The organism is Pseudomonas sp. HPB0071, assembly GCF_000478505.2.
In the GTDB taxonomy this organism is placed as follows: Bacteria; Pseudomonadota; Gammaproteobacteria; order Pseudomonadales; family Pseudomonadaceae; genus Chryseomonas; species Chryseomonas luteola.
Window position 1 is genome coordinate 64,772 of the sequence record NZ_KI517369.1, and the last position, 16,757, is coordinate 81,528.

Genomic DNA, 16,757 nt, shown 5'->3' on the forward strand with positions numbered 1-16,757 from the left:
CCTATGGAGAGGCCTTCTCGTACAGTTCACTGGCTTGATCATTGGCTGGGCAACCTTGGGATTGAAGTTTTTTCCTGAGACGAGCCATCTGCAGGTCTATGCGTGCCTTCCAATGCTGGCTATCTACCCCATGGCTGTTGGTGGGGCTGCCTATCGCCTGGCAGGTAAGCTTGCACGGCATAAGCGCGCCCTAAGAGATGCTAGTCGCCTTGATAGTCTTACTGGTGTTCTTAATCAAGGCGCTTGGAAAGAATCACTCGAAGCGGAGTTTGTTGCCTTACAGCAGGGAAACAGAAGCGCAGTACTTGCATTGATTGATATCGACCGCTTCAAGTCCATCAATGATACCCAAGGGCACCTGATCGGCGACGAAGTAATTCGCGTGTTTAGTGACGTGCTAAAAGCAAACTGCCGTGCTTCTGATATTGCAGGAAGAGTTGGAGGAGATGAGTTTGCTGTTCTTTTCAAGGCAGCTGACTGCGCCCAGGCCAGACTGGCGTTGGCTCGGTTACAGCAGTGTTTGCGAAAGGTTTTGGAAGAGCAGAACCATCTTCCTGTCGTTACGCTAAGCATTGGTGTCGCCCCATATGATCAGACTATGACAGATACCCAGCTATGGCTTAAGTGCAGCGATCAAGCCCTATATCAGGCGAAGCACAATGGACGTGATCAACTCGCTCAGTTCGAGAGGCGCAATTAGGGATAGAACTGCGTAAATCTACAAGCTGCACTGTACTGTCAAGCAGTGCTCACACGAGAGGCGTTAGTTTTGCCGAAAAAAGATTTCTAAATTATAGTGATGGTATCATAATGCTATCATCAATCGGCGTCGTCAGTACCAACTGCGCGGAACGTCGAATTTAAACCTGTCAGGTGTACAGCTGCCACGCCAGCAAGGATTTCAAACGTGTTGTTTTATCTGGGCGCAATGTTCTGTTTGATTGGTGGTGGCTGTATTGCTTTTGATCCAACTGATTCCATGCTGCAGGTTGAGGGGCTCGGTTTGATAGGTATTTCGTTGCTGCTTGTCAGAGAAGGCATCATTGACGTTGACGCAAGCCCACCTGCAGACCATGAGCTCAAGGGTGATTAGATAATGGGTCAGTCCTGGAAAAGTACTTTCGACGTTGCAAGAACAAGGCTCGGATAGCGGTTTAAACACAACACATGAAACCTGTAGAGCCCAGGCTTCAAAGAAAGTCCTTGTCAGCGATGACTCTTATAATCGGCCTTACTACCATGCCGATGGTTACCTTGATTGATTGTATTAGTACTGACCGGTGTAAACCAGGTAGTACATGTAAATGAATCCAGCGGCGATGAACCAAGCAATGACTTCCATAGGCGTAATCGGGAGTTTTGGTTTCTTAGTCATTACTATCTAGCTTTAACAGATATCCTGCAGTTGGAGCACAGGTAACATTAAAAGTGCTAAGGCAGGCTACTCTTAGCTAAAGAAGCATGGCCTCTTTGTTTGCAGAACTGCGCCTATCTCGCAAGAAAAATTCCTGATACTGAATGTAGTTAGGACTTCCGGACTTGCATCCCGGAAGTCCTGTGAGATGCTGGTTGTATCTGGCATCGACACTCAAGGACACCTTATGGCCTTCACGCCCACTCACGAGCAGGAACCCATTATTGCCTCGAAGGCAAAAAAGCTGGTGGTCCGTGCCTATGCTGGTACTGGCAAGACGTCGACACTGGTAGCCTTTGCCAGGGCCAATCCCAGTGAGCAGATGCTTTATCTGGCCTACAACCGCGCCATTCGTGATGAAGCCACCAAGAAGTTTCCCCGTAACGTCACATGCAAAACCACGCACCAGATGGCCTTTACCGGATATGGAAAAGCACTCCAGCACAAGCTCAAGGGCAATCTGCGGCCCGTCGAGGTGGCCCGAGACTTTGAGTGTAACTATCAAGTCGCTGCCGCCGCCATTGCCACCGTTTCCTGTTTCATGAACAGCGCTGATCAATTCATTACGCAGGCGCACTACCGGCGTGCACAAGAGATGAAGTCGAAAAAGTCCAAAAAGAAGGACGATCCGCGGCTGGCCAGCGCTGCAATCAAGGTGGCCGAAGCGTTATGGAATGAGATGCAGGACCCGTACAGCAAGCAAATTGCGGTGCACGATGTGTATCTGAAGCAGTACCAGCTCTCCCGTCCGGATCTGTCTGCCCAGTACAGCGTGATCCTCTTTGACGAAGGGCAGGACAGCAACGAGCTGACCACCGATATCGTGTTCAGCCAGACCAAGGCGCGTGTCATTACCGTAGGGGACGAACACCAGCAGATCTATCAGTTCCGGGGCGCTATTGATGCCCTGAGCCATCCCCAGTTGCGCGACGCCGAGCAGTTGCGGCTAACCAACAGTTTTCGCTTTGGTCCCAATGTCGCGGCCATGGCCAATGTGCTCCTGCGCTACAAGGGTGAGGATGTACCGCTTGTGGGGCTGGGAGGGGAGGATCGCATTGTGGTCTCGTCCGAGTTCAAGCTAAGCGATTCAAAGCCGCCCTTTGCCTTTATTGCGCGCACGGTGATGGGCGTGATTGAAGCCGCCCTGTTCTTCTCTTCTCGTGGCATGAGCATTGAGTTAGTTGGCGGTTTTGACGCCTACGATTTCAAGGGCATCCTGGATGTGTACTGGCTTTCAAAGGACGAACCGCAAAACATCCAGAACAAGCGCCTGCTTGAAGACTACCCGGATTACACCGCTTACCAGATAGTGGCGCAGGAAGCCCGTGACGTTGAGATGCTGCGAGCGATCAAGGTTGTGGACAGTTACCCCAATCTTCCCGACAGCCTTGCCATACTCAATAGTCAGCTCGTGAAGGGTGGACAGCAGGCGCAAATGGTCATAACCACGGCTCACAAGAGCAAGGGGTTGGAATGGGATCAGGTTTATCTCTGCGACGACTTTCCTGACCTCACAGATGATGAGATTCCCATGCAGGAGATGCTAGGGGAAGTGAACCTGCAATACGTGGCGCTGACGCGGGCCAAGAAGCTGCTAGTGATCACACCTACGCTTCTGAATCTGGTCAAACTGGTCAAGACTGGGTTCCGCCTGACAGATCTATACCGTTCAAAGTCACTGAGCGCCTGATGAGGTGGGTATGCCCGATATCACCGTTGCAGACCTGTACCTTGCTGCATTTTGCTTAAGCTTGATCACCGGTGCTGTGCTGGTAGGCGTAGTGATAGCAAAACTAGCAGTCAATCGCCGTACCGTCTGGGTAGCCGCGTTAATGGCATCAGTGTTCTTCAGCTGTACGTTTTCTTACCTGATCTATGGGCTGTATCTGGATAATGAGAAGGCAGGAAGCTGGATTGGCTATGCTATTGCTGGATTGGTCATGTCAGTAGTGATGATGCTGTCCCGCATGCTCAGTTTTGATCGCCCCTTTGAGCAATAAACGTTGGGATAACAGCGCACTTTAATGCGTACCGCTGGTCGGCTTCTCCTCAAAGGTGCCCGCGCGGGTATCCACCACGGGCATAGCTATGTCCAGCCTTGTTTTAGTATCCCAGGCTCAATCTATTGAGGGCGAGACCATGACTAGGCAACGTGTTTTCCTTCTTGTCAGCAAAACTCCAATGCTTTTGTTTGCTCTTTTTGTTTTGGGCAACTGTCTCTGCATGGCCTACTTGAAGAACCAGCTTGCAATAGTGCCAGGCTCCATTCTCCTAACCTATTTGATCATCTGCTCAGCACTGGAAAAGACACCTTGGCAATTGCCGAGTGTTTACGAGCTATCTAGCCGGGTACTGCAGCAAATCAGCCGATTTTTCCGTTCGAAATGATCCCCTTGGTCTTTCCAGTAAATTATTTGCACCCAAACCTCGTGGTTGGTACCCGCGCGGGTATCAACCACGAGGTTTGGCCAGTGGGCTTGCATCGTAGTATCGACATACCGCCACTACGATGCGCACGCCATGAAACGACACGCCTTTGTTCCGGTTCTTTTGCTGGCCAGTGTGGTTGCTTCCAACGCTCCGGCCGACACCACCGACCCTCACTCTTTTTGGGCACAAAAGCAGCGTGGCTGGTTCTTTTACGAAGACCCTCCCGAGCCACCAGAAGAAGCACCCGCGCCTCCGCCTCTTGAACCCCAATCTCAGACAGTTCAGACCATAACCGAGGCGCCAGCACAGGCTACCCCGGCACCGCCACAAGCCTTTAGTGCGGAATGGTTTAGAAAGAATCTGCCCAAGTACAAAGACGTTGCCTGGGATAACCCCACCGTCGAGAATGTACGGGCATTCATGATGCTCCAGCGCTACGCCATGGATCGTAGCTCCCAGTTTGCGGACGTAACCCAACTGGCGGTGCAGGGTGATCCCCTACTGGATGAAAACGCCCGCCGTCCCAATGCGACCTACGCGGCTCAGGCACTGGACAAGCAGGCAGGGGAGGCCAAGGCGCAGGTGCTTGATGAGCTGGCGCAAAAGGTCGGCGTGTTTTTCTTCTACGCCTCGGATTGTGACCTGTGCGAAACACAGATTCCGGTACTGCGCATGCTGGAAAGCCGTTTTACCGTGACGCCTGTTTCTATAGACGGCAAGGACCTGCCCGGTAGTCCTTTTCCAACCTTCAAGCCTGACGCCGGCCATGCCCGGATACTGGGGGTGCGCCAGCTGCCGGCGATATATCTGGCAAGCCCCGACGGTGACTTTGCGCCCATCGCCCAGGGCGCGCTGGCGCTGGGGGATATCGAGCATCGCATCACGCTGGCGGCGGCCAGCAAGGGCTGGATTGACCAGCGCACGCTTAATCGCACCCGACCCTTGCGCAACCTTGATGACAACCTGAGCGAGCTGCTCCCCGCTGGTTTAGTCGAGGGCGATGAGAGCGGTTTTATTCCCCCTTCCGAACTGCTTCAGCACATAGACCAATCCCTTGGCAGCGCCCGTGTGGGCGGAGGAGAACTTCCATGAAAAAAAGGCTCTCGCCAGCAGCGCTGGCTCTGTCGATCTCGCTTGCAGGTCTCCTGCCATGTGCGGCTCAGGCAGGCGGATTGCAGGACCAGATGGACAACCTGTTCAACCAGATGACCAACACGACTGATCCTGGCATTTTCGAAACCCAGACGCGGGGTGCACTGGCTGGCGGCCGCTATATCGCCAAGAGTCCGATCATGAATACCAACTTTGCCAACCTCCAGATTCCCAGCTGGAAGGCCGGCTGTGGTGGTGTGGACCTGTTTGGCGGATCGTTCTCCTTTATCAACGCCGACCAGTTCGTCCAGCTCCTGCGAAGTGTTGCGGCCAATGCGACCGGCTATGCCTTCCAGCTGGCACTATCCAATGTCTTTCCGGACGGCGCTGAACTGCTCTCCGAGCTTCAATCCCGCATCCAGAACCTCAACCAGATGATGGGCAACTCCTGCCAGCTGGCGCAGGGTGTCGTAAATGACTCGGTAGGGGCCATGGGGTTCAAGCTGGACAACGACGTGCGTACCAGCGCCACCATTACCGGTGCCATGACGGACTACTTCGCGACCTGGAGCGAGACTGATGGCGTCAGCTCTCGCGCCTCGCTCAAGCAGTCCAACCCGGCCGAGTATGAAAAGCAGATGGGCAATATTGTCTGGAAGGAGCTCAGACGTAACCGGGTTGACCTGTGGTTTGCCACCACTACAAGCGGCACCAGTGGCTCACTGGATACAGACCTGCTTGAAGCCATCATGTCCATGACTGGCACAGTGATTGTGGGGGAGGGCAGTGATGATGACACCAACATCGCCCGTTCCCTGCCCGGCAACATGGTCAAGCTCAGGGACCTCATTGAGGGCGGTACCGTCAAGGTATACGACTGCGGCGGTGATACCGAGAACTGTGCGATCAGCAGCACCAGCCCCACTAAGACCATTACCCTGATTGGCCTCAGAACCAAGATCAAGGAAGCCTACCTGGGCAATGGCTCAACCTCGGACGGCCTGATCATGAAATATGCCACCGGCACCGAGGGTATGGCCGCCACGACGCAGGAACAGGCTGTATCAGCCAACGCAGGCTCTGCCGGTTCAATGCTCAGCCGCCTTTCTACCGTCAGCAGCCTGACCGCTCGAGAGTTTGCCGAGGAATCCGCTGGCGCCATGGCACTTTCCATGATCCGGGATGCTGCACGCCGCATGATCACAACGGCCTACACGGCGGTTGCCACCAGTCAGAGTTCCCACGCCAACCTGGCCCGCGAGCAGTTACGTGACTCGCTGGCCGAGCTGGACCGTGAAGCCGATGCGCTACGCGGTGACTACGGCGATCTCGGCCAGATGCTGGCCCGTTCCGAGACCACGCTGGGCCTGGTCGAGAAGAGCGGTTATGCAATGCAGGAACAGGTCACCATCACCGGTGGGGGGCAGAAATAATGTTTGAATTCGACTTGTACTCAATTGGCGACAGCGCCTTTCTGGAGCAGATTCTCAACGGCGTGGCCATGATCTCCGGTGAGGACGACTTCATTCAGATCGTATCGATCGGGATGCTGCTGGGTGTACTCATTATGGCCTGGCAGACATTGACGGCTGGTGCAAAGGGAGGCGTTGATTTTCATCAACCTCTGGTTGGTGTCATGATCTGGATGCTTCTCTTCGCCCCAAAAGGCACGATAGTGATCGAGGATGCTTATACCGGTGCGGTAAGGCCGGTTGATAATGTGCCGTTTATGGTGGCCTTAGCTACCTTGCCCTCAAAGCTCGGTTACGGCCTGACTCGAATAACGGAAGCGTTCAATCCCATCGTTCCGGGCATTACCGAGACCTACTTTGCCGATGCCCTCAAGAGCATCAACGATGTGCGCCGCAAGGTTTCCGAGCCCAAGGTGTTTCAGGCGATCAACGAGGCCCTGGGTGATCAGTCAGTTGCCAACATGCAAAGCGGGACAAGCACGGGCACGGTCAACTTTCGCCGCTCCTGGTACAACTACATCAAGGAATGCACCCTCAAGGGGATTGATACCAACCGCTATACCCTGGATGCGCTGCTGACACAGCCCGCCATGCAGGCCATGCAATACAAGTCCAGCATCCACCACACCCTGCTGTTTCTGGACGCTGGAAATCCTCTGGGCACGACCATGACCTGCTCGGCGGCCTATACGCTGCTTATCCAGCGCACCGACGAGGCGTTTGCTACGGATAAGGTCAAGCTGGCCCTGGCGGAGTCTGCGGGAATCAAGCTCTATGGTGATGATGATCTCTACACCAAGCTTTCCAATAACTTTGGCTCACTGGCAACTGGAGGCGCAGCGGCGGTAGATGCACAGAAATACGTCATGGCCGCGGTACTGGATAACGTCTATCTTCAGGCTGCTCAGGGCCGCTATCAGGACATGCGCGACTTTTCCAGCGCAATCATGATTGGACAGGCCCTGATGCAGCGAAACACGCAATGGGCGGCCGAGCAGTCCATGTTTCTAAGTATGGTCCGACCCATGATGTCGCTCATCGAGGGTCTGGTGTATGCGATTGTTCCCTTCATGGCCTTCCTGATGGTTATCGGTAGGTTCGGCCAATCCCTTGTCGGCAAGTACCTGCTGATGCTGGTCTGGATCCAGCTGTGGATGCCAATCCTTTCCATCATCAATCTGTATTTGTACATCGTGTCTACATCCAAGCTCGAAGAATTAGCCGGTACAGGCAGCGGTACGCCAATCGCGCTGGACTCGTTTATAGGCCTGTACAAAACGGACGAGATCCTGGGCAACTGGCTGGCAACTGGCGGGATGCTGGCCGCCGCCACACCGGTACTGACCATGATGCTGATTACAGGATCGACGTTTGCATGGTCCTCGCTTACCCAGCGTATGAACGGCGCGGACCACATCAACGAGAAGATCACGACGCCCGATGCGGTCAGCAATGGCCCGGCTCTGAACAACCTGGCCATGAACAGCAACACGAACGTAGGTGGGACCGCAGGAACCGGTGCCGACAGCCTGCTCCCGAATCTTGCTTTTGATGCAAGGCTCAGCAGCGCTGCCTCTTCGGCGCAAAGCTATGCCAACGACAAGCGCGAGCAGTTTACCCGCACGCTTTCCAACTCGTTTACCGATAACGTCTCGCAGCAGCAGATGAGCTCGCTTTCAGAGCAGATCGGTCGCACGGTGATGAGCAGCAATAGCAGTGAGGCGCAGGCAATCCGGAGCGCCGCGGCGAGTTATATGAGAGATCATAATATTGGAGCATCGCAAACGGCTGCTGTGACTGGAACGATAGCCATGACAGCAGCTGGAGGCGGTGCATTAGGATTGTCATTCCCATCAGTAGGTAAAGGGAAGCGTAGTCAAGGAGAAAATGAGGACAGCAGTGGAGTAAGTGGAAAAGCAGCTATATCTGGAAGCCTATTGGACTCCGACACTAATCAAGTCCAATACAGTAAAGCGGACGGTGATAAGTACCTGAAGCAGGCCGGCTTTAGTGAAAGCAGCCGGGCGTCGCTGAGCGACGCACTAAGCCATGGCATTAGCAGTATGAGTACCCAAACTCTGTCTCACGCACTTGGATCTGAACGCGCTCAGTCCCTCCAAAATGCTGCTTCCGAAGCAGTAAGTGCCAATGAAGCCTATGCTCGCACCTCTTCCATGGCTGAGAGCTTTGGGTCGAATACCGGATTAACCATTAATGATCTGTCCAATCAGATGTCGCAAAACGATGGTGCAGCCCGGATGCTCACTGAGTTTGCCCAGTACCATCCTGAGCTTCGCTCCAAGGTTAGCAAGCTGATGGATAGGTACACTTCCAATGACGGTCCCTATCGCATGGATGAACGTAAGGCTCGGGTCGCTGCATCTCTTGTGCTCATGACTGACCAAAATACTTTCGGAAACGATACCAGCACATACCGCTCAGCGATGGATACAGTCGCCGCGGCTACAGGTATGACACTGGGCCGAGATCTACAAGGGGCCCCGGAAATGTCTCATGAGGCTAATGTCGGCTTGGTCGACAGAGCGGCAGGTATTCCGGGTGGCGTACGTGAAGAGGCCGAGGGAATACAAGGCCCCGCTATGGTCAATCGAAATCAGGCGGCTGCTGGCGCAGCCGCAGGTCCCAGCTACACCCAAGGTATGGGAAGACTCAATGGCAACAGTGGTCCCGTAGGCCAACACCACGAGACAGGCCTTTCTGAAGCGCGCTCACAAGGTTCTAGCTGGGGTACTCAGCTACAAACAGAGCGACTGATGCAGACTGCTGAGAGCGTGAATAATGCACCTGAGCTAACATCTGCACTCAGTACGATGGGTGCACCCCAGGCTGCTGGCTCATTGATCGATGGCGTAGCGAGTACGACTGCAGCTTCGGCTACAGGTATAGCAAGAGACGCAGCGCAGGGAATAATTAGCTATTTGAGTGGAATGGATGATCAGCAGCTCAAGGAGGTTAGGACTGCCGCTGAAGCAGGAGAGGATCTATCGCGCTTCAAGCTCCCAGACGGCTGGAAAGGTGATTTGCTCAAAGGCGGTGCCTTTATAGCAAGAGGGATGATGGGAGAGGGGATTACTAGCTCCATGTCTAACGAGCAGGCAGCTGCTGTAATGGCTGGTCAACTGGCTGAAGCGGCGAAGGGCGATAGTTCCAGAATTACACCAGAGGAGTTGGCCCGTTCTGGTGAAATAATGCGGGAGCGCAAATATCAGCAGGCCCTTGGGGAAGGTCTTAGCGAATCGATGGCCCATGAGTATGCTGATCACTTTACCCTTGCTAATCAGGCTATTGGCTTAGCTGGCCAGCTAAAGGATATACCTCTGCCGAGTCCGTTACTTAAAGCAACCGGGTTCGTAGGTGATACGATTGATAATTACAAGAATGGTGATTTACGAGAGCAGCGTATTGAGACTGACAAGCAAGCTGCGGCCGAAGCGTTAGGGCACAGGAGCTTTACGGACCTGTCTCCAGCCGAGCAAGCGACTATAGGACAGGCAATTGAAAAGACCTATGAACTTATCGGCAAAGCTACGCAAAACCCGGATCTTGAGCGTAGCGTGCTGCAGCATGCGTCTCGGCTGAATAGAACATTCCACCCAGATAGCATTACAGATTAGTTAGATCTGACCATAAGCCCGCCCTAGGGCGGGCTTCTCAAAGCTTAGTAGGATGGGGATGTAACGGGTTGGCCTCATGTAAAACCTGTTGTTCCATATAGTCATGTAAATCATCGAGCTCTCTCAAAGCAAAACTCTTGCAATTCGGACTGTTTGGTGTGAGCCAGACGTATTCATTAGTATTTTCCTCATCGGCATAGACTCGAGGTTTCGCCCTTTCAGCTCGCCTTGCTGCAAATGCGTTCTCAGTGTCCTTGATTAGCTTGACCAGCCTTGTAATTAAGAAAACAGGCAAAGCCACAGCTAACCAGATGCCTGACGTTACAGAAACAGGTACCAGATCCGAAAAAAATACCACTCCACCTATAGAAGCAACTGAAAGAAGGCCAAATATGACCTTTGATGTCCCTCCGCCTAAAGCTGCCTTATAGCCCCATAAGCCCATGAAACTGGTTGGTGGGAAGACAATTAGAGCCGCAAACAAAAAGGCATCGTAGGAGAGACTCCTGGTATCTGACATGGCGATCAGCCTAAAGGACAAAAAAGCGATCACCAAAAACACCAGCTGCGCCAGCAACCATGTCCTTATGAAGCCACGTTTTGTGACAAGCTTTTGTTCCGCATCGATCTGTGTCATGACCGTAGCCCTGAGGATGACATCGTTAAGGTTGGTGTCTGCGTGAAAATGATTTCATCCAGACAGTTGCTCAATCCATAAAAAGTAGTCTACATTTCATTCCTGAGGTAGCTGGCCTCGTTAAAGAAGCAGCCCATTAAGCGTCAATATTATTTCTGTACCCAGCTCGTAGTCTCTACCAGCTTATGCTTTATGCAAATGTTCAAACGAATGTTTGCTATTCACCAGAGCAATATCTCTCCGATCTCAGTGAATTTGCCTTCACTCTGATATCGGCCTGATATTAGCTGTCTCTATTACATAGACTCCCGCAAGTTGTACCTGCCCGTTTGTCTATAGGGATTGATTACAGAAAACCAATGAGCGCAATATTCGGACTCGCAGCCGAATAGTCTTCTCTGCGCAAGATTTAGCGTCACTCTGAATGCGGCACTTGCATAATGGAATTTTTGTGGAAAATGGATATGTAGTTCAGACAAAGCTAAAACTTAGCAAGCGGGGAAGATATGAAAAAGGTTGCACTATTGGCATTCGCCCTCGGAGCGCTATCCGTAACTCATGCTCATGCAGATCTTGATAATTCACTGTTTGGTGAAATAGCAAGAGAGCATGGCTTGCCTGTCAATCTGCTCTACTCTGTTGCACTTGCTGAGTCGGCCTATTCTTCTTCGGAAGGTATAAGCCCGTGGCCGTATACCATACGAACTGCAACCAAAGCGTATTATGCAAAAACGTTGGAAGAAGCAGAGCATCTCCTGACTGACCTTTTAAGAAGTGCAAGATCAGTTGATGTCGGAATCATGCAGGTAAACCTGTACTGGAATTCCGATCGCATAAATGATCCGAAGTCGTTGTTAAGTGCTGAAAATGGCTTGAGAACAGGTGCATCCATACTAAGCGAGAGAATCAGATCTGCTCCTGGTGACTTGGAATTGGGTATCGGTAGGTACCACAACATAAAAAACGAAGCACTGGCCAGAAACTACGGTTCAAGAGTACTGGCTATATGCAAGAACATATCCTACGTCATAGGTGGAGTTTGCGAGCAATGAGCAGTTTCAATAACTACGAAAGTGGTTTTGCTAATGTAAGTTGTAAGGACACGGCAGATCTTAATTGTGACGTCTGGTCCTATTTATACCGCAGCGCCATGGATGGATGCGCGGAGACGCGCAAAGAGTTCAAGATCCAGGCTAAAGAATATTCATGGCTGGCCCAATTGGCCCAGCAGAACATAAGGTTACTTGCTGATCCAGTGGTATTGCATTTTACCTGTAGCCATGCAATTACAGATTTTAAAAAAGTATTACCTGTTGCGAGCCCGCAACCGAGCGCAACTCTTAATGAGTTTCAGGACTTGGCATACAGGTTCTGGCTATCGGTGAAACTTTGCTCACACCGGCAAAGTATCGGAGTGACCCGTATTCGGTATGGAGTAAAGAAGGAACATATCGAATATGTCAGAAAGCTATCTGATGCCCAGATCCGGCATCTGGTTGCGCATACCACTGCCGGAAAACTTGAACTCAGGTTTGACTCACAATTGATTAACGGCATCGGTAGAGCAGATCTATCTAAAGAGGCGTTGAGCCGAATCCAACTTCAGTGCTTTAACTCTTCCCTGGAAATCTGACATGACTGACAACAAAGGCGATAATTCAAACACCACTCACTATCAAAGTATGGCAGCCGGGCGCAAACTGACTCTTGCCAGAACTATGCTGATGCGAAAGTTTGTGACTCGCTTTATTGAGCTTGAGACGTCGCTCAGCAAAAAGACCCTGCGTAAAATACGGGATGAACTTGGACTTCCGCTTGAAGATCGCAAGGGAAAGCTTCAAAAGGGTGTGCAAACCATCATCAAGAATTCAACGGAGCGCAAAAACGCTGCATTTTTTATTCTTCCTTACGCCGCTTTGAATGGTAAGAAGTGCGGAGAATTTGATGTCTATGATGTTATAGACGCCTATGATATTTATCTGGCCTCTATCAACTGGCACTACAATCAGTCCGAAAAACTACCACGCATCCTTACCATAAACGAGGCTTATTCCCTGGCGCTTGCCTACATCGCCCGGGAGGTTTCCCTGGAGGTTTGCCCCGATTGTGGAACCCCGTTTGTTGTCTTCTACAACACGTCCGTGACGAGCTCCAGCTGTCCTAACGATATCGCCCGTAAAAGGCTGCATGACACGGTTATGGACGAGCGAACTCCGGTCTGGCTAAAGATGAAAAAGGGACCGGTCTACGCGCCAGCTCTAGATGTCTCCCCAAGGATGTAGTCACGGTCTGAGCACATGAGAAGGGAGGGATAGGCCTCCCTTCTCATAACAGGTAGACGGTGCTAGCGGCATGCATGGATAGCTGTCGAGGTAGCCAGGGGGACACAGCTTGACGATGACTGGATACCAGCGCAGGGCCTAACACACATGTACGTTGGATAGTGATCCATTAAAGGCGGTGCTGTCGTCAGACTGGATACCTAGGCACGCTTTAGCCCACATGTATGTTGGATACCACGTCATCAAAGGGATGTGTTTTTCCGAGGCTGGATACCTCACCCTGGATTAACGCACATGTATGTTGGATACCTTGAAGCAACCCAGTTGAGGACGATCTTTATAAGGCCCGGTTTTCGACGATTAGGTATCCCATAAGATAAGAACGAGATAACGGTCGTTTGGGTATCCACACGCTAGGCGCCGTTTCCCTCGACAAAAAATGTACCGGCTTACGCCTCCCGAACCGTGACCCTCAAGATCATTGATTGCCATGTCAAATAGCGAGGTTCCAACGATGACAAAGCACTACACAACGGCCGAGCTTCAAGAGCTGGCGTGGGGTGATACACGCATTGCGGATCTGGATCTTAATGCAGGGGACATCCTTGAGCTGACCGAGCAGGCAGTGGCGGGCCTGGAGGAGCAGATTGAGCGACTCAATGCCCTCAACATTCTTCAGGCCAAGGAAACCTGCGAGTACTTCTGGACAGTTGCCAGGCGCGAACAGGAGCGAAACAATCAGTTTCCTAAAATGGGGTCACGCGTACGCGTACTGAAAAACACCTTAACGATTATCTGGTATTACAGTCCCTTCTCCCTAAAACTGGGTCAGGCTGGTAAAAAGCTCTGGGTAAGTAAACATATTTCCAAACCTGCCGGAAAGACTCGATATAGCAATGCATCACTTTCCCGATGCCACGCCTGGGAAAAGGAGAATATCGAAGAAGCAGAAAACGATTATGAGATCATGCGCCGCCGGCAACTGCTGATTACCGAGGCAAGAAGTCGGATCAAGAAACTCAAGGAACTTACAGCCGCTCTTGTGCCTTCCTGAATATATCTAATCGTTTTGCCGACTGGTAGGTTCCATATATGGTTTACAGCCGTCATGCACAACTTCTGGAATTGCAACTCTGTGATCTTGAGTACATCGGGGGATCTGGATTGTGATGGCTTTTCTGCCTGCGTGCAGTATTTATTAAGGAAGGCAAACTATTCCTTCCAGCTAATACAGGGCCATTGAGTTCAGGTAAGTACGGGCCATATCGTTATGCCGCACTATTGGATAGAACTCTCCAAAACCTTTTGTGCTTATCTTGAACACCCTCAGGAGGAACTGGTTATCGACTCTAATCTGCGCAAGCGGTTATTTGAGGATGAAAAGGTGCCGCATGGTGTGTTTGCAAAAAACCGCGAGCAAGATATGAATTATGTCGGAAGGTATAGAGTCAGACTTCGGCCTGGACTTCTGGGATCTGAATTCAATGACCGATGGTCGACTTTCCCGGAGGCAGATTGATATCTAGCGAACCTAATAATCTGACCAGCGGCTCCAATTCTATTTCAGGACAAGGTTTTTCCTTAATTATCCAGCCGGACTTGCATTCTGAGATTTCCCTGTACCATGAAAGTAGATTTACTTCCGGAGGGACTTGTTATGCACGTTGCAGCTAAAAACTTGCTTGAAGCACTACCTACTCGCAAAAGATATGTAATCAACCATCTTCTTTCCACGCTTGAGCTGGATGAACTAAGAGTGCTGGTCTCGTATTTCAATGGGCATAGTCAAAAAGGTGTTGAGGATACGGCGCGTATTTCCTTGCTATGTGCTTACTCATCGCATTTATCCGGCAGCTTTCCCACTTTCTCATTTGTCCAGTCCCATCTTGCCAATGGCCGCCCGGATATAGTTGAACTCAAGCCACGACACACACTTACCCGATCACTGCTTGATATGACGGGGCACCCGGTTGATTGTCTTGATACGGCTGTCTTTCAATCGCTACTTGAACTCCTGCCTAATGGCTGGCTGGTCGCAATTCCTGTCCAACAGGGATACAAAGCCAATGTTTTTTCCTTCCCAACCTATCTGCTAGTGGCTGGCAAGGAAGGCATTCATGCGGTTTCAAACTAAATCGATTGTCCCATCAGTTATGTTTGCCTTAACCGCTTTAACCTGTGGTACGGTTTATTGGCTGGATATAAGTCGGTCATTTCTTGATCTCTTCCTGGCCTGCTCACTGTTTAATTGCGTTGTTATGGGAGCATGGGGTTTTCTTCAGGGCAAACAGCTGGGCGCTGATCTTGGCCGGTGCTGTCAAAAAGGTATTGGAAGTTTAATTAGCGGATTACTGGGAACGGGCGCAGCAGGATATGCGATGGGATGCTATCTGATTATTGTTGTTAATATTCTGCCAGCGCTTTGCGACGCACTTCTCATGCCCTGATTGATCGTAATTATTTGTTACATTTGCTTAACGCCCAGAATACATAGTTTGGTAAGTGTGGTCACGGATAAATACGCCAATGGCTGTTCCTCATGTATAGCAAAGTTACATCAAGGCGCCACTATATATTAAAACGGGAGTTTTAAAATGGGTGACAAGAATTCGAGCAAACGTGTAGTCATTGCACTTGCTGTAACGTGCGCAACAGTTGTAGGCGGTATGTTTTATCAGTCTTACCAGACGCAAAAGAGAATGGATGAACTGGCGCAAACCGTACAGTCAGCCACCTCGCCCGAGCGCTTGCAGGCCTCGATCGAGACCACCCTGGCGGATATCCGTACCCGTGAAGCCGATCAGGCGCGCCAGCAGATGTTTGAGGGCTATCAGGCGGCGTCTGACAGCCTAGAAGGGCGAAAGGCAGGCCAGCATATCTATGGCAGCACCAAGGCTCGTTTTACGCTGGTGGAATTCGCCGATACCCAGTGCGGCTACTGCAAGCGCTTTCATGAAACGCCCAAGCAGATCGTCGACGCTTCGGGTGGAGCAGTGAACTGGGAATACAAAAACATGCCCATCCTCTCGTCGACCTCACAGGTGCAGGCCCATGCCCTGGAGTGTGTCTCCGAGGTAAAGGGCAATCAGGCGTTCTGGGTCATGCTGGATCAGCTCTACAAGCAGCCCGGGCAGGAAGTAGACCTTAATGGCCTGGCGACTCGGCTGGGCGCTAACTCAGGTGCCTTCAAGCAGTGCATGACCGAGCGTCGGCACATGGACAAGCTCCAGCAGTCAGTGGCGCTGGCCAAGAGCAACGGCGCCAATGGCACGCCGGCCACCTTTGTCGTGGATAACAAGACCGGGCAGCGCATCCTGTTGGGTGGGGCACAGCCCATGGAAGCCTTCCTGTCGGTGATGCGTCGTCTGCAGAGGCAGGACGAGGAGGAGGGCAAGGATCCAAAGGCCACCGGCGCGCTCTTAATCTTCAGCGAATAGCAATGGCGCCAGTTAAAACGCCTGCCCAAAGGATACAGAGCCAACCGCTTCCATGGCCGTTGGCTTTTATGTGCCCGGCCCTAGGCGTTAGCCTTGTTTCTACTGCTCTTACAGGAAACTTGACGTACTCACGCATCTATCCAGCTGGCTGAAGACTAAGCGCTGACTTTGTCACCGCTCCGACAGGTTTATAGATAGCTGAAAACCAGTTCAACGCCAGCTTGTAGTGCGATCCTTCTTTGTTGAGCCTACAGAGAAACGCTAGTGCGCTTTTAGGATTGAGCAGCAGAACTACTGTTAAAGATTATTTAATTGTTACCGATAAATCCTCGGTCGGTGTAGAACGGCTCGGCTTCAA

Annotated in this window: 15 protein-coding genes; 14 read left to right on the forward strand and 1 reads right to left on the reverse strand. The window is 51.7% G+C overall.

Annotated elements, in window-relative coordinates:
• Positions 1-34: 34 nt before the first annotated feature.
• The 7 genes from HMPREF1487_RS28120 to HMPREF1487_RS26445 all read left to right on the forward strand — a co-directional run bounded on the left by HMPREF1487_RS28120 (position 35) and on the right by HMPREF1487_RS26445 (position 10,043).
• The gene (locus HMPREF1487_RS28120) at positions 35-700 is read left to right on the forward strand and encodes a GGDEF domain-containing protein (RefSeq protein ID WP_256205774.1); all 666 of its coding nucleotides are present in this window, start codon (positions 35-37) and stop codon (positions 698-700) included.
• A gap of 207 nt (positions 701-907) precedes the next feature.
• A complete protein-coding gene (locus HMPREF1487_RS23170) occupies positions 908-1,093 on the forward strand; it encodes a hypothetical protein (RefSeq protein WP_010799202.1) in 186 nt (61 codons plus the stop codon).
• 508 nt (positions 1,094-1,601) lie between these two features.
• The gene (locus HMPREF1487_RS23175; RefSeq protein WP_010799203.1) at positions 1,602-3,104 is read left to right on the forward strand and encodes a 3'-5' exonuclease; all 1,503 of its coding nucleotides are present in this window, start codon (positions 1,602-1,604) and stop codon (positions 3,102-3,104) included.
• 10 nt (positions 3,105-3,114) lie between these two features.
• Entirely contained in the window at positions 3,115-3,414 is a 300-nt protein-coding gene (locus tag HMPREF1487_RS23180; RefSeq protein WP_010799204.1) for a hypothetical protein, read from the forward strand.
• Between the two features lie 520 nt (positions 3,415-3,934).
• Positions 3,935-4,936, forward strand: a complete 1,002-nt coding sequence (gene traF / locus HMPREF1487_RS23190; protein ID WP_010799206.1) for a conjugal transfer protein TraF — start codon at positions 3,935-3,937, stop codon at positions 4,934-4,936.
• On the forward strand, positions 4,933-6,369 hold the full coding sequence (locus tag HMPREF1487_RS23195) for a conjugal transfer protein TraH (RefSeq protein ID WP_010799207.1): 1,437 nt from the start codon (positions 4,933-4,935) through the stop codon (positions 6,367-6,369). Before traF ends, HMPREF1487_RS23195 begins: the two co-directional genes overlap by 4 nt.
• Positions 6,369-10,043 (forward strand): conjugal transfer protein TraG N-terminal domain-containing protein, encoded by a 3,675-nt coding sequence (locus HMPREF1487_RS26445; RefSeq protein ID WP_010799208.1) that lies wholly within the window; start codon positions 6,369-6,371, stop codon positions 10,041-10,043. Before HMPREF1487_RS23195 ends, HMPREF1487_RS26445 begins: the two co-directional genes overlap by 1 nt.
• Positions 10,044-10,080: 37 nt before the next feature.
• On the opposite strand, the gene HMPREF1487_RS23205 is transcribed toward HMPREF1487_RS26445, so the two are convergent.
• Positions 10,081-10,680, reverse strand: a complete 600-nt coding sequence (locus tag HMPREF1487_RS23205; RefSeq protein ID WP_010799209.1) for a hypothetical protein — start codon at positions 10,678-10,680, stop codon at positions 10,081-10,083.
• A gap of 506 nt (positions 10,681-11,186) precedes the next feature.
• Between HMPREF1487_RS23205 and HMPREF1487_RS23210 the strand changes: the two genes are divergently transcribed.
• The 7 genes from HMPREF1487_RS23210 to HMPREF1487_RS23245 all read left to right on the forward strand — a co-directional run bounded on the left by HMPREF1487_RS23210 (position 11,187) and on the right by HMPREF1487_RS23245 (position 16,399).
• Entirely contained in the window at positions 11,187-11,732 is a 546-nt protein-coding gene (locus HMPREF1487_RS23210; RefSeq protein ID WP_010799210.1) for a lysozyme family protein, read from the forward strand.
• Positions 11,729-12,313: a hypothetical protein gene (locus HMPREF1487_RS23215; RefSeq protein ID WP_010799211.1), complete on the forward strand. Its 585-nt coding sequence runs from the start codon at positions 11,729-11,731 to the stop codon at positions 12,311-12,313. Before HMPREF1487_RS23210 ends, HMPREF1487_RS23215 begins: the two co-directional genes overlap by 4 nt.
• 1 nt (position 12,314) lies before the next feature.
• The gene (locus HMPREF1487_RS23220) at positions 12,315-12,962 is read left to right on the forward strand and encodes a FlhC family transcriptional regulator (RefSeq protein ID WP_010799212.1); all 648 of its coding nucleotides are present in this window, start codon (positions 12,315-12,317) and stop codon (positions 12,960-12,962) included.
• 514 nt (positions 12,963-13,476) lie between these two features.
• Positions 13,477-14,016 carry a conjugative transfer protein MobI(A/C) gene (mobI, locus tag HMPREF1487_RS23225; protein WP_010799213.1) on the forward strand — a complete coding sequence of 180 codons (540 nt, stop codon included), beginning with the start codon at positions 13,477-13,479 and terminating at the stop codon, positions 14,014-14,016.
• 603 nt (positions 14,017-14,619) lie between these two features.
• Entirely contained in the window at positions 14,620-15,096 is a 477-nt protein-coding gene (locus tag HMPREF1487_RS23235; protein ID WP_010799215.1) for a hypothetical protein, read from the forward strand.
• Complete coding sequence (locus tag HMPREF1487_RS23240) at positions 15,080-15,409, forward strand: hypothetical protein (RefSeq protein ID WP_010799216.1); 330 nt, start codon at positions 15,080-15,082, stop codon at positions 15,407-15,409. Before HMPREF1487_RS23235 ends, HMPREF1487_RS23240 begins: the two co-directional genes overlap by 17 nt.
• A gap of 147 nt (positions 15,410-15,556) precedes the next feature.
• The gene (locus tag HMPREF1487_RS23245; RefSeq protein WP_010799217.1) at positions 15,557-16,399 is read left to right on the forward strand and encodes a DsbA family protein; all 843 of its coding nucleotides are present in this window, start codon (positions 15,557-15,559) and stop codon (positions 16,397-16,399) included.
• The last annotated feature ends 358 nt before the right edge of the window (positions 16,400-16,757 follow it).